18 protein-coding genes and 1 pseudogene are annotated in these 19,190 nt (G+C 63.1%); 5 read left to right on the forward strand and 14 right to left on the reverse strand.

What is annotated here, in order from left to right; translation table 11 throughout:
- Window positions 1–2: 2 nt before the first annotated feature.
- Together cysS and WHJ28_RS14320 are read left to right on the forward strand one after the other, a co-directional pair.
- Window positions 3–1,415: a cysteine--tRNA ligase gene (gene cysS / locus WHJ28_RS14315; RefSeq protein ID WP_340042739.1), complete on the forward strand. Its 1,413-nt coding sequence runs from the start codon at window positions 3–5 to the stop codon at window positions 1,413–1,415.
- Window positions 1,416–1,577: 162 nt separating this feature from the next.
- Window positions 1,578–2,150 (forward strand): ECF transporter S component, encoded by a 573-nt coding sequence (locus WHJ28_RS14320; RefSeq protein WP_340042740.1) that lies wholly within the window; start codon window positions 1,578–1,580, stop codon window positions 2,148–2,150.
- Window positions 2,151–2,184: 34 nt separating this feature from the next.
- On the opposite strand, the gene bcp is transcribed toward WHJ28_RS14320, so the two are convergent.
- The 9 genes from bcp to WHJ28_RS14365 all read right to left on the reverse strand — a co-directional run bounded on the left by bcp (window position 2,185) and on the right by WHJ28_RS14365 (window position 12,100).
- Complete coding sequence (bcp, locus tag WHJ28_RS14325) at window positions 2,185–2,643, reverse strand: thioredoxin-dependent thiol peroxidase (protein ID WP_340042741.1); 459 nt, start codon at window positions 2,641–2,643, stop codon at window positions 2,185–2,187.
- A gap of 1 nt (window position 2,644) precedes the next feature.
- A complete protein-coding gene (gene yaaA, locus WHJ28_RS14330) occupies window positions 2,645–3,394 on the reverse strand; it encodes a peroxide stress protein YaaA (protein WP_340042742.1) in 750 nt (249 codons plus the stop codon).
- 14 nt (window positions 3,395–3,408) lie between these two features.
- A complete protein-coding gene (locus tag WHJ28_RS14335; protein WP_340042743.1) occupies window positions 3,409–4,575 on the reverse strand; it encodes a pyridoxal phosphate-dependent aminotransferase in 1,167 nt (388 codons plus the stop codon).
- A 23-nt stretch (window positions 4,576–4,598) separates the two neighbouring features.
- Window positions 4,599–5,030 (reverse strand): ACT domain-containing protein, encoded by a 432-nt coding sequence (locus WHJ28_RS14340; protein WP_340042744.1) that lies wholly within the window; start codon window positions 5,028–5,030, stop codon window positions 4,599–4,601.
- Window positions 5,031–5,048: 18 nt separating this feature from the next.
- On the reverse strand, window positions 5,049–6,350 hold the full coding sequence (locus WHJ28_RS14345; RefSeq protein WP_340042745.1) for a phenylacetate--CoA ligase family protein: 1,302 nt from the start codon (window positions 6,348–6,350) through the stop codon (window positions 5,049–5,051).
- A gap of 21 nt (window positions 6,351–6,371) precedes the next feature.
- Window positions 6,372–6,944, reverse strand: a complete 573-nt coding sequence (locus tag WHJ28_RS14350; RefSeq protein WP_340042746.1) for an indolepyruvate oxidoreductase subunit beta — start codon at window positions 6,942–6,944, stop codon at window positions 6,372–6,374.
- A 2-nt stretch (window positions 6,945–6,946) separates the two neighbouring features.
- The gene (iorA, locus tag WHJ28_RS14355; RefSeq protein ID WP_340042747.1) at window positions 6,947–8,689 is read right to left on the reverse strand and encodes an indolepyruvate ferredoxin oxidoreductase subunit alpha; all 1,743 of its coding nucleotides are present in this window, start codon (window positions 8,687–8,689) and stop codon (window positions 6,947–6,949) included.
- A 153-nt stretch (window positions 8,690–8,842) separates the two neighbouring features.
- Window positions 8,843–10,420: a sodium:solute symporter family protein gene (locus WHJ28_RS14360; RefSeq protein WP_340042782.1), complete on the reverse strand. Its 1,578-nt coding sequence runs from the start codon at window positions 10,418–10,420 to the stop codon at window positions 8,843–8,845.
- Window positions 10,421–10,462: 42 nt separating this feature from the next.
- Window positions 10,463–12,100 carry a class I adenylate-forming enzyme family protein gene (locus WHJ28_RS14365; RefSeq protein WP_340042748.1) on the reverse strand — a complete coding sequence of 546 codons (1,638 nt, stop codon included), beginning with the start codon at window positions 12,098–12,100 and terminating at the stop codon, window positions 10,463–10,465.
- A 226-nt stretch (window positions 12,101–12,326) separates the two neighbouring features.
- Here WHJ28_RS14365 and WHJ28_RS14370 point away from each other — a divergent pair, with 226 nt between their 5' ends.
- The 3 genes and pseudogenes from WHJ28_RS14370 to WHJ28_RS14380 all read left to right on the forward strand — a co-directional run bounded on the left by WHJ28_RS14370 (window position 12,327) and on the right by WHJ28_RS14380 (window position 14,552).
- The gene (locus WHJ28_RS14370) at window positions 12,327–12,779 is read left to right on the forward strand and encodes a zinc ribbon domain-containing protein (protein ID WP_340042749.1); all 453 of its coding nucleotides are present in this window, start codon (window positions 12,327–12,329) and stop codon (window positions 12,777–12,779) included.
- Window positions 12,780–13,062: 283 nt separating this feature from the next.
- Window positions 13,063–13,551: pseudogene (locus tag WHJ28_RS14375) on the forward strand (O-acetyl-ADP-ribose deacetylase); the annotation flags it as partial.
- 173 nt (window positions 13,552–13,724) lie between these two features.
- On the forward strand, window positions 13,725–14,552 hold the full coding sequence (locus tag WHJ28_RS14380; protein ID WP_340042751.1) for a TrmH family RNA methyltransferase: 828 nt from the start codon (window positions 13,725–13,727) through the stop codon (window positions 14,550–14,552).
- A 92-nt stretch (window positions 14,553–14,644) separates the two neighbouring features.
- Here the strand turns inward: WHJ28_RS14380 and WHJ28_RS14385 are convergent, their stop codons facing one another.
- The 5 genes from WHJ28_RS14385 to WHJ28_RS14405 form a co-directional block, all read right to left on the reverse strand.
- A complete protein-coding gene (locus tag WHJ28_RS14385) occupies window positions 14,645–15,283 on the reverse strand; it encodes an ABC-2 transporter permease (protein WP_340042752.1) in 639 nt (212 codons plus the stop codon).
- On the reverse strand, window positions 15,267–16,025 hold the full coding sequence (locus WHJ28_RS14390; RefSeq protein WP_340042753.1) for an ABC transporter ATP-binding protein: 759 nt from the start codon (window positions 16,023–16,025) through the stop codon (window positions 15,267–15,269). Before WHJ28_RS14390 ends, WHJ28_RS14385 begins: the two co-directional genes overlap by 17 nt.
- On the reverse strand, window positions 16,022–16,492 hold the full coding sequence (locus WHJ28_RS14395) for a helix-turn-helix domain-containing protein (RefSeq protein ID WP_340042754.1): 471 nt from the start codon (window positions 16,490–16,492) through the stop codon (window positions 16,022–16,024). The genes WHJ28_RS14390 and WHJ28_RS14395 overlap by 4 nt, the downstream gene beginning before the upstream one ends.
- A 95-nt stretch (window positions 16,493–16,587) precedes the next feature.
- Window positions 16,588–18,705 (reverse strand): ATP-dependent helicase, encoded by a 2,118-nt coding sequence (locus WHJ28_RS14400; protein WP_340042755.1) that lies wholly within the window; start codon window positions 18,703–18,705, stop codon window positions 16,588–16,590.
- Between the two features lie 81 nt (window positions 18,706–18,786).
- Window positions 18,787–19,170: a metal-dependent transcriptional regulator gene (locus WHJ28_RS14405; protein WP_340042756.1), complete on the reverse strand. Its 384-nt coding sequence runs from the start codon at window positions 19,168–19,170 to the stop codon at window positions 18,787–18,789.
- Between the last annotated feature and the right edge of the window lie 20 nt (window positions 19,171–19,190).

Consider the following 19,190-nt stretch of genomic DNA (forward strand, 5'->3'; position numbering starts at 1 on the left):
CCATGAAACTGTATAACTCCGCAAGCCACAAGAAAGAGGACTTTATCCCCCACGAGCCGGGCAAGGTGACCATGTACACCTGCGGACCCACGGTGTACCACTTCGCCCACATCGGCAACCTGCGCAGCTACCTGATGGAGGACGTGCTGGAGAAATTCCTCCGCTACGAGGGCTACGACGTGAAGCGGATCATGAACATCACAGATGTGGGCCACCTGGCCTCCGACGCCGACACCGGCGAGGACAAGATGGTGAAGGGCGCCAAGCGGGAACACAAGAGCGTGATGGAGATCGCCCAGTTCTACACCGACGCCTTCTTTGCCGACTGCAAGAAGCTGAACATCAAGTATCCCGAGGTGGTGCAGCCCGCCACCGGCATGATCGACGACTATATCAAGGTCATCACCAAGCTGCTGGATACTGGCTACGCCTATGTGGCCGGTGGCAACGTGTACTTTGACACCTCCAAGCTGGAGAAATACTATGTGTTCAACGACCACGACGAGGAGGACCTGGCCGTGGGCGTCCGCGAGGGCGTGGAGGAGGACACCAACAAGCGCAACAAGAATGACTTTGTGCTGTGGTTCACCAAGTCCAAGTTTGAGGATCAGGCCCTGAAGTGGGACTCCCCCTGGGGCGTGGGCTATCCCGGCTGGCATATCGAGTGCTCCTGCATCTCCATGAAGTATGCCGGTGAGTATCTGGACCTCCACTGCGGCGGTATCGACAACGCCTTCCCCCACCACACCAACGAGATCGCCCAGTCTGAGGCCTATCTGGGCCATCCCTGGTGCAAATACTGGATGCACGTCCACCACCTGAACACCAACGACGGCAAGATGAGCAAGTCCAAGGGCGAGTTCCTCACCGTCTCCCTGCTGGAGGAGAAGGGGTACGATCCGCTGGTTTACCGCTTCTTCTGCCTCCAGTCCCACTATCGTAAGGGTCTGGTGTTCTCCTGGGAGAACCTGGAGAACGCCAAGGTGGCCTACGACAAGCTGGTGGCCCGGGTGGCCGCCCTGTCCGACGACCCCGCCCCGGTGGACGAGGAGGCCGCCGCCCGGTACAAGGCCGCTTTTATCGAGGCGGTGGGCAACGACCTGAACACCTCCCTGGGTGTCACCGCCCTGTACGACGTGCTCAAGGCCGACGTGAACGACGCCACCAAGCGGGCCCTCATCGGCAGCTTTGACACCGTGCTGGGCCTGAACCTGCTGGAGAAGGCCGCCGCCCTCCGGGAGAAGGCTGCCGCCCCGGTGGAGGGCGCCGAGGAGATCGAGGCCCTCATCGCCAAGCGCCTGGAGGCCAAAAAGGCCAAGGACTGGGCCACCGCCGACGCCATCCGGGATCAGCTCAAGGAGATGGGCGTGGAGATCAAGGACAGCAAGGAAGGGACCACCTGGACCCGGGTATAAGTTATGAAATCAGCGCCTGCCGACAACGTCGGCGGGCGCTGACTTTTTGGGATAGGCACACAATCTGACCTTATAAAATAGAATAAAATTGACGCTTTTAAAAAGATCAGATTGGAACTATACTGGAGGCACAGAAGAAAAACAGAAAGAAGGCGTTCCAGTATGGTGAATCAAAAAACCAGACGTATGGTCATGGCGGCGCTGCTTGCAGCGCTGACCACTGCGGCGACCATGGTGATCCGAATCCCCACCCCGACCCTGGGATACATCCACCTGGGTGACAGTATGGTGCTGATCTGCGGCATTCTGTTGGGGCCGGGGCTGGGTGCGGCGGCTGCCGGAATCGGGTCTATGTTGGCCGATCTGTTCAGCGGCTTCACGGCATGGGTGCCGGGGACCTTTGCCATCAAGGCCCTGACGGCGCTGGTGGGCGGGAGCCTCTACCGCCTTTGCCTGAAGCGGGAGCACATCTCTCTGCCGTTGCGTGTGATTCTGTGCGGCATTCCCGCCGAAGCGGTGATGGTTGCCGGCTATTTCCTCTATGAAGTGGGGATGATGACGCTGGCAGGCAGCGACCTGACTGCCGCCGCGACGGCAGTGCTGGCGGGCGTGCCCTTCAACGTGGTGCAGGGGCTGAGCGGTATCGTTGTGGGTGTTGTGCTGCTGCCGGTGCTCAGCCATGCCGGGGCCGGAGCGGAGATGTCCTCCCGCAAAAGGAAGAGCCACAATTTCTGATAAAAAAGGTGCCCTCCACCGGAGGGCACCTTTTTTATCCTCGCAGGTAAGCCAAAATGTCGGCGGCGTTGGTATCCGGCTTCACCTTGGGCATCACCTTTTCGATGACGCCGTCGGCGTTGATGACGAAGGTGGAGCGGACCACCCCCATGGACACCTTACCGTAGTTCTTCTTCTCCTGCCATACGCCGTAGGCCTGAATGGCGGTCAGCTCCGGGTCGGACAGCAGGATGAAGGGCAGCTCGTGCTTCTGGGCAAATTTCTGGTGGGAGGCCACCGAGTCCTTGCTGATGCCGATGACCACCGTGTCAAGGGCCTGGAATTCGTCGTAGGCGGCGGCATAGCCGCAGGCCTGACGGGTGCAGCCGGGGGTGTTGTCCCGGGGATAGAAATAGACCACCACCCGCTTGCCTCTGAACTGAGACAGGGTGACGGGGTTGCCCTCCTTATCGGGCAGGGTAAAGTCGGGAGCAAGGGTTCCCACTTCCAGCATATCAGGGTTCCTCCTTTAGAAAAACGTAGTGTTGGGGATCGGAATAGGCAGGGGAGAAGGCATAGCCCAGCTGATCGAAGGCCTGGAGCTCCTCCGCCTGATGGATATTATGCTCCGCCATCCAGCGGACCATCTCTCCCCGGGCCATCTTGCACATGGTGCCCTTTTCCACCACCTTGCCGTCCTTCTCCTCGCCAAAGGTGCAGGTGAGGAAGGTTACGGAAGGGGGGAGATGGGGAGAGACCGCTTTGCTGTATTCCTTGGAGGCCAGATTGACCACCAGGTCGGTCTCAGCGGCCAGAGCCTCTGCCAGCTTGCTTCCCCAGAAGGCGTACAGGTCCTTGTGGCCGTCCACCTTCAGGGGGGCGGCCATCTCCAGGCGGTAGGGAGTTACCCCATCAAAGGGACGCAGCAGCCCGTAGAAGCCGGAGAGGATGCGCAGGTGCTCCTTCACATAGTCCAGCTGTTCCCGGTCAAAGACGCCGGGGGCCATGTACTGGTACTGGATGCCCTCGTAGGACAGCAGGGCGGGGGTGAGGTTCTTCTCCAGGTCCATGTGGGCCAGCCGCTCCAGATTGAGGGCGGCGATGGAGTCGTTGCACTTCCACAGCTTTTGCAGCTGGGGGCCGTCCATTTCCGTTAAAGCCGCCAGCAGCCGCCTGGTCTCGGGCAGAAAGGCGGGCAGGCCCTTGGGGGCGAAACTGTCGATGTCCACCCGCATTTTTTTGGCGGGGGAGATGATGATGCGCATGGGTCCCTCCTGACTCAGACCATTTTCTCCTTGATGTGGGACAGGCGGTCCAGAGCCTCCAGCAGGGTCTCATCCTTCTTGGCGAAGTGGAGGCGGACGATGTTGGGCACGTCCTCCATGAAGAAGGAGGTGCCGGGCACGGCGGCCACGCCCACCTTCTGGGTCAGCTCCTCACAGAACTCCACATCGGTCTGGCCCTTCTTCAGGTAGGGGGCGATGTCGGCCAGCACGAAGTAGGTGCCCTGGGGATCGGTGTAGGGGATGCCGATGTTGTCCAGGCCCTTGGTGAACAGCTCCTTCATGTGGGCGTAGTGGGCCCCGAACTCCTCATAGTAGCTGTCGGGCATCTCCAGACCGGCGATGGCGGCCTCCATCAGGGGAGAGGCGGCGCCCACGGCGTTGAAGTCATGGTACTGCTTGATCTTGTCCATCAGATGCTTGGGGGCAATGGCATAGCCCAGACGCCAGCCGGTGATGGAGTAGGTCTTGGACAGGGAGGAGCAGGACACGGTGCGCTCCCACATACCGGGGATGGAGTTCATATAGGTGTGCTTGTGGGGGGCGTAGACGATGTGCTCGTACACCTCGTCCATGATGGCGTACACGTCGTACTTGATGCACAGGTCCGCGATGAACTTCAGCTCCTCCTCGGTGAACACCTTGCCGCTGGGGTTGGAGGGGTTGCAGATGAGGATGGCCTTGGGGTGCTGCTTGAAGGCGTCCTCCAGCACATTGGCGTCGAAGCCGAAGGCGGGGGGCACCAGAGGCACATAGATAGGCTCACAGTCGGCAAAGAGGGCCTGGGCGTGGTAGTTCTCAAAGTAGGGGGAGAAGAGGATAATCTTGTCCCCGGGGTTGGTGAGGGCGAAGATGGTGTCCACCATGGCCTCGGTGGAGCCGATGGTCACCACCATCTCAGTCTCCGGGTCCAGGGTGCGGCCCATGAAGCGGCCGCACTTCTTGGCCAGAGCCCGGCGGAAGTTGGGGGCGCCCATGGTGATGGGGTACTGGTGGGGGCCGGCATGGGCCACCTCAGCCAGCCGGTCCAGCAGCGCCTTGGGCGGGTCGAAGTCAGGGAAGCCCTGGGCCAGATTGATGGCGTTGTTGGCAATGGCGATGCGGGTCATCCGGCGGATGACGGAGTCGGTGAAATACTGGGTTTTCTTGCTCAACGGCTGCATAAAGTTCAACCTCGCTTTTCTCGTTAATGGACGCCCAGCGCCTCGCCCCGGGCGGGAGGCATGGCGTTGGCCTGGAGCAGGCTGGCCAGCCCCACGGCGTCGGCCACACGGAAGATCATGCAGGCCTGGCCGTCCACCTGGCCAAAGACCGAGTAGACATACTCCACGTCGACGGATTCCCTGGCCAGCAGAGCCAGGATGCGGCCCAGGCCGCCGGGCTCGTCGGGCACCAGCACCGCCACCACCGGAGTCATGGAGACGACAAAGCCGTGCTCCAGCAGCAGGGAGGCGGCCCGCTGGGGCTGGTCCACGATCATGCGCAGCACGCCGTAATCACTGGTTTCGGCGATGTGGAGGGCCCGCATATTGATCTGATGTTCGGACAGAATGGCGGTGATCTCCGCCAACTGTCCCGCCCGGTTCTCCAGAAAGACAGAAATCTGTTGGATGGTCATGATGCGCCAGCTCCTCTCTTAAATCTTCCGCTTGTCGATGATGCGGACGGCCTTGCCCTCGGAGCGCTGGATGGACTTGGGGGCCACCAGACGGACCTTGGCGTAGATGCCCAGCATGGCCTTGAGGGCGGCCACCACCTGCTTCTCTTTTTCGGCCACCTGGCTCAGCTGGTCGGAGAACATCTCCGGGGTCATCTCCACCAGCACCTCCATGGTGTCGGTGTTGTTCACCCGGTCCACGATGATCTGATAGTTGGGGGCGAAGCTCTGGCCCATGAGCACCGTCTCGATCTGGGACGGGAACACGTTGACGCCCTTGATGATGAGCATATCGTCGCTGCGGCCCATGGGCTTGCTCATCTTCATATGGGTGCGGCCGCAGGGGCAGTCCTCATGGTGGAGCACGCAGATATCCCGGGTGCGGTAGCGCAGCAGGGGGAAGGCCTCCTTGGTAATGGAGGTGAACACCAGCTCGCCCTTGGACCCCTCGGGGAGAACCTCCCCGGTCTCGGGATCGATGATCTCGGCGATGAAGTGGTCCTCGTTGATGTGCATTCCGTTCTGGGCGGAGCATTCAAAGGCCACGCCGGGGCCGGACAGCTCGGTGAGACCGTAGATATCGTAGGCCTTGATGCCCAGGGTATGCTCAATGTTTTGGCGCATCTCCTGGCTCCAGGCCTCGGCGCCGAAGATGCCCGCCTTCAGGGGGATCTGGTCGGGGGTGAGGCCCATCTCCTTCATGCTCTCAGCCAGATAGGCGGCGTAGGAGGGGGTGCAGCACAGGATGGTGGCGTTCAGGTCCCGGATGAACATGATCTGCCGCTCGGTATTGCCCGAGGAGGTGGGGATGGTGAGGCAGCCCACCTTGTGAGAGCCGCCGTGGAGGCCGGCGCCGCCGGTGAACAGGCCATAGCCGTAGCTCACCTGGCACACGTCTTCCTCCGTACCGCCGGCAGCCATGATGGCCCGGGCGCAACAGTCTTCCCACAAGTCGATGTCGTGCTGGGTATAGAAGGCCACCACCCGCTTGCCGGTGGTACCGGAGGTGGACTGGATGCGCACGCAATCCTTCAGGGGCCGGGCCAGCAGGCCGTAGGGATAGGCATCCCGCAGGTCGGCCTTGGTCACAAAGGGCAGCTTGTGCAGGTCGTCCACGCCCTTGATGTCCTCGGGGGTCAGGCCCTTCTCCTCCATCTTCCTGCGGTAGTAGGGGACGTTGTCCCACACATTGCGGACCTGCCTGACCAGACGCTCATCCTGCCAGGCGCGGATCTGTTCCCGGCTGGCGCATTCAATGTCTTTCTGATAGTAACGCTCCATGCTTCTCTCTCTCCTCGCCGCTCAGGAATCTCTGCCCAGGTGGAAGGCCTTGCGGTTAAGTTCCAGGAATTTTCCCGGTACGCTGCGGGCCAGGGCCTGCTGCCAGGCCTCCTCCGGCAGGTCAAAGTACCGGGACAGACGGCCCATGAGCACCAGGTTCACCGCCTTGGGGGAACCGGCCTCCTCGGCCAGGGCCAGGGCGTCCATGGCGTCCACCAGCACGCCGGCCTCCTTCATCTGGCCCACCAGGTCCTGGGGATAGGCGGCGGCGCCGGTGATGACAGGCATGGGGTTGATCTGCTGGGTGTTGGTGATGATGCGTCCGCCGCTCTTGAGGAAGGCGGTGTAGCGGGCGGCTTCCAGCAGCTCAAAGGAGACGATGAAATCGGCCTCCCCCTGGTCGATGATGGGGGAGTACACCTTGTCGCCGAAGCGGACGTAGGTGACCACGCTGCCGCCCCGCTGGCTCATGCCGTGGACCTCGGATACCTTCACGTCATAGCCCTGGTCCAGCAGCAGACGGCCCAGCAGCTTGCTGGCCAGCAGGGAGCCCTGGCCGCCCACGCCTACGATCATAATATTTTTCGTATCCATGTTCACACCTCCTCACCCGTCTGGAGGGCATCAAACTTACACATCTGCTGGCATACGCCGCAGCCCACGCACAGGGTGGCGTCCACCCCGGCCTTGCCGTCCGTCACCGAGATGGCGGGGCAGCCGATCTTCATGCAGGCCTTGCAGCCGGTGCATTTGGCGGTGTCTACCGTCAGGGGTGCCTTGTGCTTGACATACTTCAGCAGGGCGCAGGGCCGGCGGGAGATGACCACCGACGCCTCGGGAGCGGCCAGCTCCTCTTTGATGACCTGCTCGCACTGGCTCAGATCGTAGGGGTCCACCACCCGCACCCGGCGGATACCCACCGCCTTGCACAGGGACTCCAGGTCGATCTTGGTGCAGGGGTCGCCCTTCAGGTTGAAGCCGGTGGTGGGGTTCTGCTGATGGCCGGTCATGCCGGTGATGGAGTTGTCCAGAATGATAACGGTGGCGTTGGACTCGTTGTAGGCGATGTTGACCAGGCCCGTAATGCCCGAGTGCATGAAGGTGGAGTCGCCGATGACCGCCACCGTCTTGCCGTCCATCTGACCGCCGGAGGCCTTCAAAAAGCCGTGGATGCCGGACACCGAGGCACCCATACAGATGGTGGAGTCGATGGCGGACAGGGGAGCCACCGCGCCCAGGGTATAGCAGCCGATGTCGCCCAGCACGGTGAGCTTCATCTTGTTGAGGGTGTAGAACAGGCCGCGGTGGGGGCAGCCGGCGCACATGACGGGGGGACGGTTGGGGATGGCGGTCTCCAGGGCCTTGCCTGCCTCAGGCGGGGTACCCAGCTTGGCGGCCACTTTGTTCTGGCTCAGCTCGTCGATGAGGGAGAAGGAGGACTTGCCCTCCGCCTCCAGGCCCAGCTCCCGGCACCAGGTCTCCAGGAAGCCGTCCAGCTCCTCCACCACCACCAGCTTGTCCACGCCGGCGGCGAAGTCCCGGATCAGCTTGGAGGGCAGAGGCCACACCATGCCCAGCTTGAGAACGGGGTATTTGTCTCCCACCACTTCCTTCACATACTGGTAGCTGGTGGAGGCGGTAATGATGCCCATGGAGGTGTCGCTGCCGTTCTCCACCCGGTTCAGGGGGCAGCTCTCTGCCCAGTCGGCCAGGGCCTGGGTGCGCTGCTCCACCACCGGGTGGCGCAGCTTGGCATAGCCGGGCATCATGATGTACTTGGCAGGGTTCTTCTCGTAGGGCCGGGCGGGGGGCTCTACCCGCTCACCGGTCTCCACCACGCTCTGGGAGTGGGACACACGGGTGCACATCTTGAGGAGCACCGGGGTATCGAACTGCTCGGACAGCTCATAGGCCGCCTTGGTGAAGGCCAGAGCCTCGGCAGAGTCGGCGGGCTCCAGCATGGGCAGCTTGGCCGAGCGGGCGTAGTGGCGGGAGTCCTGCTCGTTTTGAGAGGAGTGCATCCCGGCATCGTCGGCCACGGCGATGACCATGCCGGCGTTGACGCCGGTATAAGCGATGGTGAACAGAGGATCGGCGGCCACGTTGAGGCCAACGTGCTTCATGCCGCAGAAGGACCGCTTGCCCGCCAGACAGGCGCCGAAGGCGGTCTCCATGGCCACCTTCTCGTTGGGGGCCCATTCGGCGTACACCTCGGGGAACTTGGCTGCCGCCTCGGTGATCTCAGTGCTGGGGGTGCCTGGGTAACTGGAGACAACGGCGCAGCCTGCCTCATAGAGGCCCCGGGCCACGGCTTCGTTGCCGAGCATCAGGGTTTTCATGGTGCATTTCTCCTTTTCCAGAGGCGATCGGAAAATAAAAAACGTCCTCTGCATCGGATGCAGAGGACGACGATTTTCCGGCGAAACGGCCTCTACCTGGTTCCGTTCTCGCAAATTTGAACGGTATTACTTTATCACTTTTTGTCGGTAAAGTCAAATCTTTTTTACAGGACCTTCCTCTGCCAGATCGTCCCTGGGACCGATGGAGTCGGTGACCGCCACGGTGACGGTGCGCTCATAGCAGGAGAAGATCTCCTTCACCCGGCCGGGGCCGGGGGCGGGGGTAAACAGGCTGACCACCGGCACGATGATCAGGCCTGCCAGCATACAGAAGGCGCCGCAGTTGATGGGGGACTGGAGTACCGGCGGGAACCAGGCCCCGGCGAAGATGTTGGCCAGCATGACGGCGGTGGAGAAAAGGAAGCACACGGCGCAGGCGGCCTTGGTGGTGCGCCTCCAGTACAGTCCGTAGAGGAAGGGAGCCAGGAAGGCCCCGGCCAGAGCGCCCCAGGACACCCCCATGAGCTGGGCGATGAAGGTCAGGTTGGACCGGTACTGTACAATGGCCAGTACCACGGAAATGGCGATGAACATCACCACCAGGGAGCGCATCCAGCGGACCTGCCGGCGTTCATCCATGTCCTTAATGAGGTTGTCCTTGATAAAGTCCAGTGTGAGGGTGGAACTGGAGGCCAGCACCAGGGAGGACAGGGTGGACATGGAGGCCGAGAGCACCAGAATGACCACCACCGCAATGAGGATGGAGGGCAGGCCGGAGAGCATGGCGGGGATGATGGAGTCGTAGCCCTGGGCGGCCACCGTCTCCGGGGTGGAGAAGAGCCGCCCGAAGCCGCCCAGGAAGTAGCAGCCTCCCGCCACCACCAGGGCGAAGGCGGTGGAGATCACGGTGCCCTTGGTGATGGCCGACTCGCTCTTGATGGCGTAGAACTTCTGCACCATCTGGGGCAGGCCCCAGGTGCCCAGGCTGGTGAGCACCACCACGCCTATGAGGCTGGGCAGGTCGGGGCCGAAAAAGGAGGCGAACACACCGGGGGTATCGGACACGGCGGGGTCGCTGACCCGGGCCAGGGCATCCAGGGCTCCGGTCAGACCGCCCTGGGTGTTGAGTACCGCGGCGATGACGGCGAGGATGCCGAAGATCATGATGATGCCCTGGATAAAATCGTTGATGGCGGTAGCCATATAGCCTCCGGCGATGACGTACACCCCGGTGAGTACCGCCATTACCACCACGCACACGGCGTAGTCGATGTCGAAGGCCATGGCGAAGAGCCGGGACAGGCCGTTGTACAGGCTGGCGGTGTAGGGGATGAGGAAGATGAAGATAATGACGGAGGCGGTGATCTTCAGCCTGCTGCTGTCAAAGCGGCGGCCGAAGAACTCGGGCATGGTGGCGCTGTCCAGGTGCTGGGTCATGATGCGGGTGCGCCGGCCCAGCACCACCCAGGCCAGCAGGGAGCCCAGAAAGGCGTTGCCCAGGCCCGCCCAGGTGGCGGCGATGCCGAAGCGCCAGCCGAACTGGCCGGCGTAGCCCACAAAGACCACGGCGGAGAAGTAGCTGGTGCCGTAGGCGAAGGCGGTGAGCCAGGGCCCCACCGACCGGCCTCCCAGCACGAAGCCGTTGACGTCGGTGGTGTGGCGGCGGCAGTACAGCCCGATGCCCACCATGACGGCGAAAAACAGGATGAGCAGGGATACCTTGATGAGCATATCGGTCACAGGGGAACACTCCTCGCTGCCCGGTGGGCCGGATCAGTTGGAGATCTGAGCCTCCACCAGACGGCCGTGGCAGTATTTCTCGCGCAGCACCGGCTTTTCGATCTTGCCGGTGGGGTTGCGGGGCACATGGTCGAAGATGATCTTCCGGGGCCGCTTGTACCGGGGCAGCTCCTGACAGAAGGAATTGATCTCCTCCTCGGTGCAGGAGACACCCTCCTTCACCTCCACAATGGCGGCGGCAATCTCGCCCAGCCGGGGATCGGGCAGGCCGATGACCGCCACGTCCTTCAGCTTGTCGAACTTCCGCAGGAAGTCCTCGATCTGTACCGGGTACAGGTTCTCGCCGCCGGAGATGACCACGTCCTTCTTCCGATCCACCAGATAGATGAAACCGTCCTCATCCACCTGGGCCATGTCGCCGGTGTACAGCCAGTCCCCCTTGAGGACCTCGGCGGTGGCTTCCGGGTTCTTGTAGTAGCACTGCATGACGCCGGGGCCGCAGACGATGAGCTCGCCCACCTGGCCCTGGGGCACCTCCACACCGTGCTCGTCCACCACCTTGGCACTCCACAGATAGCCCGGCTTGCCGATGGCGCCCACCTTGCCGATGTTCTCCACCCCCAGATGGACGCAGCCGGGGCCGATGGACTCGGAGAGGCCGTAGTTGGTGTCATACTGGTGGTGGGGGAAGAGCTTCTTCCAACGGTGGATCAGGCTGGGCGGCACCGGCTGGGCGCCGATGTGCATGAGCCGCCATTGGTCCAGCAGATAGTCGTCCAGCTTGACCCGGCCGCTGTCGATGGCGTCCAGAATGTCCTGGGCCCAGGGCACCAGCAGCCACACGATGGTACATTTCTCCTCGGTGACCGCCCGGAGGATCCACTCCGGGGACACCCCTCGCAGCAGCACGGCCTTGCTGCCGCTGACCAGGGAGCCGAACCAGTGCATCTTGGCGCCGGTGTGGTACAGGGGCGGGATGCAGAGGAACACATCCTCATGGGTCTGGCCGTGGTGGTGCTGTTCGGTGAGGCAGGAGGAGAACAGGGCCTTGTGGTTATGTAGAATGGCCTTGGGGAAGCCGGTGGTGCCCGAGGAGAAGTAGATGGCCGCCAGATCGCTCAGCTCCAGATGGACCGGAGGGGGCTCAATGGAGCAGTACATCACCAGCTCCCGGTAGCTCTCGGCAAAGTCAGGAGTGCGGTTGCCCACATGGAACCACTGGCGCACCCGGCCCAGCTGGGGGAGGATGGGCTCCAGCCGGTCGATGAACTCGGGGCCGAACACCAGGGTCTCCACGTCGGCCAGATCCAGACAGTAGCGGATCTCGTCGGAGGAATAGCGGAAGTTCATGGGCACCGCCAGACAGCCCGCCTTCAGGATGCCGAAATACACCGGCAGCCACTCCAGGCAGTTCATCAGCAGGATGCCCACCTTGGCGCCCCGCTTCAGGCCCCGGCTGAGCAGCAGGTTGGCAAAGCGGTTGGCCTTCTTGTCAAACTGGCCCCAGGTGATCTCCCGGCGGTAGGGCTCGTCGGGACGGTTGCGCTCGATGAGGCTGAACTCCCGCCAGGTGGTGGCCTTGTCCCGCTCCTCCGAGGGGTTGATCTCCACCAGGGCGGGCTCGTCCCGGTACAGCCGGGCATTGCGCTCCAGAAAGTCTGTGATAACCATGACAGCTGACTCCTTTGCACCTCCCGGTCCCGCACAGCGGGGCAGGGGAGGCGGATGTTTTTTCAACTGGAAATTGTATCGTTGTGTATTTTACTGCTTTAAAGCGAAAAAGTCAAGGGGGAACCAGATGGTTTGCTCCGGTTGAAAAACAGGGACGGCTATGTTATATTGTGAGAGAAATCAAACCCGAGGTCCCCTTTGGGGCGCAGGCGAAAGGAGCATGAATATGTCTCAGTTTTTGGATGGGATCGGCAAGCGGCTGTCCGACGCGGGGCAGGGCGTGGCCAAGCACACCAAGAACTTTACGGAGGTGACCCGGCTCAACGGAGCCATTGCTGAGCAGGAGCGAAAAGCGGACGCATTGCTGCGGGAGCTGGGACAGGCCTGCTACGACCGGCATCAGAACGACCCGGACTATGCGTATGCCGCTCAGATCGAGGGAGTCCGGGCCGCCTATGCCCAGATCGCCCAGTATCAGGCGCAGATCCGCCAGATCAAAGGGATCCGGCTGTGTCCGGAGTGCGGGGCGGAGGTAGGCCCTGATTCCGCTTTCTGCGGGGGCTGCGGAGCCAAGATGGAGCCTTCCGCCGCGCAGGGCGGCCGGACTTGTCCCAAGTGCGGCAGTCCGGCGGACGGGGACAGCCTGTTCTGCGCCGCCTGCGGTACCCGGCTGGAGTAATACCGTCATCAGAGGAAGAAAAAGCCGGATGGCGTTGCCATCCGGCTTTTCTGCGGTGTTGATCAGTTGACAAACAGGGATGTGCGCTTTTTGAAAGAGGGGCGTACACCAGATCACCGGCGTCGCCATTGGCACGGTAGCCGCCGGTAGGAGGAGGCGTGGTTGGGGTGTCCGCTGGCAGGAGAAAGCGTCGGCCTGGAGATCCTGGAATGTGCGTTGCCTCGGACGGGCGGCTGCGGTATAATGACCGAAGGACAAAGCGAGATTATGGGGAGGAAGGACTATGAAGCTGAAACTGGTGCAGGGGGATATTACTACCCTGAGGGTGGACGCTATTGCCAACGCCGCCAACAGCACCCTGCTGGGCGGCGGGGGTGTGGACGGCTGCATCCACCGGGCGGCGGGGCCGGAGCTGCTGGCCGAGTGCCGCACCTTGGGCGGCTGCCCCACCGGGGAGGCCAAAATCACGGGGAGCTACAATCTGCCCAGCAAATATGTGATCCACACCGTGGGCCCCGTATGGCACGGCGGCAGCCACGGCGAGCGGGAAGCCCTGGTCAGCTGCTACCGCAACAGCCTGGCCCTGGCCCAGAAACACGGATGCGCCACGGTGGCCTTCCCCCTTATCTCCGCCGGGGTGTACGGCTATCCCAAGGAGGAGGCCCTGGAGGTGGCCATCACCAGCATCCGCAAGTTCGCCGGGGCGGACATGACGGTCTGTCTGGTGGCCTATGATTCCCCCACCTTCCGGCTGGGGCAGCAGGTGCTGGCCCGTCTGGACCAGGGCTGAAAACCGACCTGGACCCGGCCGGAAAAGCGACCGCGACCCGGTCGGAAAACCGGCTAGGACCCGGTCGGAAAAGCGTCCCCTAACAACCTAAGGGAACAACAAGAGAGAACGACCTTCTGAACGAAGGACGAAGAGAAAGCAGGAGAAGAAAAGACATGGCCAACATCATTGAGATCACCGATTATTCCGATCCCCAGCTGGACTGCTACGCCCGGCTCACCGAGGCCCAGCTGCGCAACCGGCTGGAGCCGGAGAAGGGCATCTTCATTGCCGAGAGCCCCAAGGTGATCCTGCGGGCCCTGGATGCCGGATATGAGCCCCTGTCCCTGCTGATGGAGCGCAAGAAGATCGACGGCCCCGCCAAGGAGGTGGTGGCCCGCTGCGGTGACCTGCCCCTCTACACCGCCGACCGGGAGGTGCTGGAGGGCCTCACCGGCTATGAGGTGACCCGGGGCGTGCTGTGCGCCATGCGGCGGCCGGTGCTGCCCACGGTGGAGGAGCTGTGCGCCAACGCCCGCCGGGTGGCGGTGCTGGAGGGCATCGTGGACTCCACCAACGTGGGAGCCATCTTCCGCTCCGCCGCCGCCCTCCATATGGACGCGGTGCTGGTCACCCCCACCTGCTGCGACCCCCTGTACCGCCGGGCGGCCCGGGTGAGCATGGGTACCGTGTTTCAGATCCCCTGGACCCGCATCGGGGACGACCCCTCCCAGTGGCCCCAGCCGGGGCTGAGCCGTCTCAACGCCCTGGGCTTCAAGACGGTGGCCATGGCCCTCAGCGATACCGCCATCAGCATCGAAGACCCACGGCTGCGGGGGGAGGACAAGCTGGCCATTGTGCTGGGCACCGAGGGGGACGGCCTGTCCGACCACACCATCGCCGCCTGCGACTACACCGTGTGTATCCCCATGTCCCACGGAGTGGACTCCCTCAACGTGGCGGCGGCCAGCGCCGTGGCTTTCTGGGAGCTGCGGGGGCGGTAAGAAGCGAAAACGCCTGTGACCAAGTCACAGGCGTTTTTTGTGGAAAATTCAGGTCCGGCTTTTTCCCACATCCAAGGGACATTTTGCCGGAGCTACAGATCCACCCGCCCGAAGCGCCGGATGGACAGCCGCCGGGCCAGGGCGAGGGCGGCGGCAAAAAGGAGGGCCCCCAGGGCAGTCACGGGCAGCTGCCGGAGCAGGTCGGGAGGGGCGCTGCTGTCCAGAAAGGCCAGGCCGGGCAGCCGGAAGGACAGCTCCGCCGCCCCCATGACCCCCAGCAGAGGTGGGAGGGCAAGCAGAAAGGCCCGGCCTGTCCGGAAGCCGGAGCCAAACCAGACCGGGAAGAACACCAGGTCGAAGGCGGCATAGGCCATCAGGCCGAAGCCGAACCAGGCGGCGGTGGGGTCCAGCCCCACCGGATTGTTGGCCGCGCCCAGGGCGGGGCGCAGCAGGGCCCAGGGCAGGGTGAGCGCCAGCTGGCTCAGCTGGGCGGCGGCCGTCAGGGTCAGCTTTCCCACTGCCACCTGAGCCTTGGTCACCGGCAGCAGAGCGGTGTACCACAGGTCGTTGGTTTCCCGGGCGTAGGTGCAGGTGAAGTAGGGACCCAGGCAGCCGAAGAAAAAGACCATACTGTAGGGGTAGGCGGGGACCAGCACCAGCGCCCCCAGCAGGACAAACAGGAATAAGGTCGGGTGGGCGGCCAGGGTGATCTCCTTACAGAGCAGCTTCATCCCAATCCCTCCTTTCCGTGCGCAGCATGATCTCCTCCAGGGTAAGGGGGGCCTGTTCCCCCGGGGTCCTCAGGTGATCAAAGGCCCGCCGGAAGGCGTCCTTTGGGGCACTGGCCAGCACCCGTCCGTTGTGGAGGTAGGTGATGTCATGGGCGCAGCGGTCCAGATCGGAGGTGATATGGGTGGAGAAGAGGATGGAGCAGCTGCCGTTGGAGACGATGCGGGTGAAGAGATGGAGCATCTCATCCCGGGATACCGGGTCCAGGCCGGAGGTGGGTTCATCCAGCAGAAGCAGCCTGGCGTGGTGGGAGAGAGCCAGGGCCAGCAGATATTTGACCTTCATGCCGTTGGAGAGCGTCTTGAAGGGCTTTTCCTCCTCCAGGCCGAACCGGCGCAGGCAGGTCTCATAGCGGTCCTGATCCCACTGGGGGTAGAACCGCCGGGTGGCCCGGGTGATGGCAGACAGCCGTTTGAGCGGGTAATAGTCCAGTCCGCCGAATACCACCCCCACCTGAGCTTTGCAGGCAAGCTCCCGCTCCCGGACATCCTGGTCCAGCAGGGTAACGCTGCCGCCGTCGGTGGGGATGAGATTCAGGATGGACTTGAGGGTGGTGCTCTTGCCCGCGCCGTTTTTGCCGATCAGGCCCATGATCCGGCCGGGCGCCACCGAAAAGGACACATGATCCAAAATAAAGCCGGGGTAGCGCTTGGTCAGTCCACGGACGGAGAGCAGCTCATTCATGGCGCATCCTCCTCGTCCGCCGCCCGCAAAGCCCGGCGCAGCAGGTCCGTGCTCTGGAGGATGGTCTCTCCCTTGACCAGGGCGATGCCCGCCATCTCCGGGTTTTCATCCCCCAGCACCACAATGATGTCGCCGGGCTGGATGTGAAACACCTCTCTGGCCCGCTTGGGCAGGACGATTTGCCCCCGCTCGCCCACCTTTACCGCTCCGAACATATGCTTCCCCCTGGGCGGGATGGACATGGAGGTCTTGCGGTCGTCGTAGTGGATCAGATCGTCCAGGGAGACTTGATAGAGCTGGGCCAGGGCGTCGCAGTTGGCGATGTCCGGGGCGCTTTCTCCGCTCTCCCACTTGGCCACAGCCTGCCGGGATACCCCGATGGTCTCGGCCACCTCCTCCTGGGAAAACTTGTGCAGCTGCCGTAGAACACTGAGGTTGCGGGCCAGGCAGCTGGTTTGTTTTTTCATATTTTTCACACCTCCTTGCCCTCTATGATAGCACGGCCGGGCGGGATTACCACCAACTGGAGGTGACAGAAATGGTTCGTTTCAGTTGCGTCTCCTCACCCCGGCAGCCGGTGGCCCTCCAGAGAAAACTGGCCCATGCCCAGGGCGGTAGGCAGGGAGAAGGGCTTTACCGTGCCGTCGTCAAAGCGGACGGTGATCCGGTCCCCGTCCCGGGTGGTAAGCAGGCCGAAGCCGTAGCGGGCGTGGCGCACCCGTGTGCCGGGGATGTAGTCCTTGGCGGCGGCGGTGAGCCGGGCGGACAGGACCGCCGGATCAGGGCTTTTGCGGACGGGGGCCTTCTTCTTTTGAGGGCCTTTTTGCGGGAAAAGGAAGGAAGAAAAGGTGGAGGCCAGCTCGGGACGGCGGAAGGTCATGACCCACAGCTCCCGGCGGGCACGGGTCATGCCCACATAGAAGAGCCGCCGTTCCTCCTCCCGCTGGTTGACCTCCTCCTCGGTCTCGTCCTCCTTGGGGGTGGGGGGCAGCTTGGGCAGCAGGCCGTCGGCCACGTCCATCAAAATCACCCGGTCGTACTCCAGACCCTTGCTGGAGTGGATGGTGGACAGGATGAAGGGGCAGTCCGGGTGGGCCGAGCCCCGGTGCACCACCTCCTCCAGCTCCTCCAGCCGGTTGAGCAGACCGGCGGGGGTGGGCTCGTTGGCCCCCAGAGCCTCCAGAATGGCCAGCTTGCTGTTGTCCGCCCCCCGCTCCTCCAGCCAGGCCCCGTAGCCCATGAAGTGGACGATACGGTATACCGCCTTGTCCGCCCGCTCCTCCAGCAGGTTATTCATGTGAGTCTGAAGAGCTTTACACTGCTTGCGGCTCCAGGGAGAGAGGGTAGAGCAGCCCGCCAGATACTCCAGCAGGGTCTCCCCGGTGGGGGAGCACTGGTTGGCCGCCTCCTGGGCGGCGGCCCGGCTGATGCCTGCCCCCAATTTGTAGTACAGGTCCAGGAACAGGTCCCTGTTCCAGGGGTTCTGAGCCAGCCGGATGATATTGGTCACATCCCGCACCACCCGGTGGGTGAAAAAGCCGCTGTCCACCTGGCGGCAGCGGTAGGGGGTGCCGGAGCGCTCCAGCAGGTCCATGAGGGGGAGGGCGCTGTCATTGTCCCGGTAGAGCACCGCTGTCTCCTGGTCGCAGTGTTCCGCCACCTTGGCCAGATACTGATACTGGCGCTGCCGGTCGTATACCTCCACCTGCCGAATGGCGGGGCCGTCGCCCCCGGCGGCGTGCATGGTCTTGGGGCGGCGCTGGGTGTTGAGCCGGATGAATTTATCCGCCGCTGCCACGATCTGGCGGGTGGAGCGGTAGTTCTGCTCCAGCAGCAGCACCTGAGCGCCGGGATAGGTGCTCTCAAAGGAGTGGAGGGCATGGGGACAGGCGGCCCGGAAGCCGTAGATGCTCTGGTCCTCGTCGCCCACCATGAAGAGCTGGACCTGATCCCCCGCCAGCAGGCGGATGATGGCGTGCTGGATCTGGGAGGTGTCCTGGGCCTCGTCCACGCACAGGTAGGGGTAGCGGTTCCGCCACTCCTGGAGAATGGTGGGGTAGCGCCGCAGAATTTGATACGCGTAGCCCAGCTGGTCGTCGTAGTCCATGAGCCGCCGCTGCCGCAGGGCCTGGTTGTAGGCCTGGTAGACGGCGGGAAAATCCACCCCCTCCACCTCCACACCGTTTAGATCGGCCTGACCGGGGAGATGGTTTTTGACATAGGTGATGGCGGTCTGGATGGCCTTGATGGTGGTCTCCAGGGCGTATTCCCGGGTGAGATTGCGGCAGATCTCCCCGATGAGGGCGGCCTGCCGCCCGGTGTCGTCCAGCAGGTCGAAGGCCTTCTGGTCCACCAGCTGCTCACACCGGCGGATGATGGAAGAACACACCCCGTTGATGGTGCGGAAGGACAACCGTTCCGCCAGCTCCGGGCCAAAGAAGGCGGCAAAGCGCTGGCGCATATCCCGGGCGGCGGAGACCGTGTAGGTCATGGTGAGGATGCGCCGGGGGTCCACCCCCAGGCCCAGCACCAGATAGCCGATGCGGCTGACCAGCACGGTGGTCTTGCCGCTGCCCGGCACCGCCAGCAGCAGCACCGGCCCGTCCACGGCCTGGACGGCGGCCTCCTGCTGTTTGTCCAGGCACAGGCCGTAGGTCTTTGTGAATTGAGCGAAAGTCATACTGGTTTCTCCTGTGGCAGATGACAGATTCCCACAAAAAATGGCCGCCATTGGCGGCCATTTTTCGCGGCAACAGGGGGCTCAGGGCTGGGAGGACCCGCCCTTGCCCATGGCGTGCTCCTTGATCTTCTGAAAGGTCTCCTCGCTGAGGTCGTGCTCGATCTTGCAGGCGTCGGCGGCGGCCACCTCAGGGCTGACGCCCAGGAAGGTAAAAAACTGGGTGAGCAGCTGATGACGCTCATAGATACGTCTGGCGATCTCTTCTCCGGCGGGGAGGAGGGAGATGAGTCCATCCTTGTCCATCTCGATATAGCCGCTCTCCCGCAGTTTCTTCATAGCCACGCTGACGCTGGGTTTGGAGAAGTGGAGCTCATTGGCGATGTCGATGGAGCGGACCGTGCCGTGCCGCTGGCGGAGACTGAGGATGGCTTCCAGATAGTTTTCGGAGGATTCATAGATATTCATAACAGATTCCTTCCCATCCA

Source organism: Flavonifractor porci (genome assembly GCF_037572415.1).
GTDB lineage: Bacteria > Bacillota > Clostridia > Oscillospirales > Oscillospiraceae > Flavonifractor > Flavonifractor porci.

Bases quoted from the DNA above. Each gene is read 5' to 3' on its own strand.
- cysS (WP_340042739.1), top strand. From the start codon at position 3: ATGAAACTGTATAACTCCGCAAGCCACAAGAAAGAGGACTTTATCCCC.
- WHJ28_RS14320 (WP_340042740.1), top strand. From the start codon at position 1,578: ATGGTGAATCAAAAAACCAGACGTATGGTCATGGCGGCGCTGCTTGCA.
- bcp (WP_340042741.1), bottom strand. From the start codon at position 2,643: ATGCTGGAAGTGGGAACCCTTGCTCCCGACTTTACCCTGCCCGATAAG.
- yaaA (WP_340042742.1), bottom strand. From the start codon at position 3,394: ATGCGCATCATCATCTCCCCCGCCAAAAAAATGCGGGTGGACATCGAC.
- WHJ28_RS14335 (WP_340042743.1), bottom strand. From the start codon at position 4,575: ATGCAGCCGTTGAGCAAGAAAACCCAGTATTTCACCGACTCCGTCATC.
- WHJ28_RS14340 (WP_340042744.1), bottom strand. From the start codon at position 5,030: ATGACCATCCAACAGATTTCTGTCTTTCTGGAGAACCGGGCGGGACAG.
- WHJ28_RS14345 (WP_340042745.1), bottom strand. From the start codon at position 6,350: ATGGAGCGTTACTATCAGAAAGACATTGAATGCGCCAGCCGGGAACAG.
- WHJ28_RS14350 (WP_340042746.1), bottom strand. From the start codon at position 6,944: ATGGATACGAAAAATATTATGATCGTAGGCGTGGGCGGCCAGGGCTCC.
- iorA (WP_340042747.1), bottom strand. From the start codon at position 8,689: ATGAAAACCCTGATGCTCGGCAACGAAGCCGTGGCCCGGGGCCTCTAT.
- WHJ28_RS14360 (WP_340042782.1), bottom strand. From the start codon at position 10,420: ATGCTCATCAAGGTATCCCTGCTCATCCTGTTTTTCGCCGTCATGGTG.
- WHJ28_RS14365 (WP_340042748.1), bottom strand. From the start codon at position 12,100: ATGGTTATCACAGACTTTCTGGAGCGCAATGCCCGGCTGTACCGGGAC.
- WHJ28_RS14370 (WP_340042749.1), top strand. From the start codon at position 12,327: ATGTCTCAGTTTTTGGATGGGATCGGCAAGCGGCTGTCCGACGCGGGG.
- WHJ28_RS14380 (WP_340042751.1), top strand. From the start codon at position 13,725: ATGGCCAACATCATTGAGATCACCGATTATTCCGATCCCCAGCTGGAC.
- WHJ28_RS14385 (WP_340042752.1), bottom strand. From the start codon at position 15,283: ATGAAGCTGCTCTGTAAGGAGATCACCCTGGCCGCCCACCCGACCTTA.
- WHJ28_RS14390 (WP_340042753.1), bottom strand. From the start codon at position 16,025: ATGAATGAGCTGCTCTCCGTCCGTGGACTGACCAAGCGCTACCCCGGC.
- WHJ28_RS14395 (WP_340042754.1), bottom strand. From the start codon at position 16,492: ATGAAAAAACAAACCAGCTGCCTGGCCCGCAACCTCAGTGTTCTACGG.
- WHJ28_RS14400 (WP_340042755.1), bottom strand. From the start codon at position 18,705: ATGACTTTCGCTCAATTCACAAAGACCTACGGCCTGTGCCTGGACAAA.
- WHJ28_RS14405 (WP_340042756.1), bottom strand. From the start codon at position 19,170: ATGAATATCTATGAATCCTCCGAAAACTATCTGGAAGCCATCCTCAGT.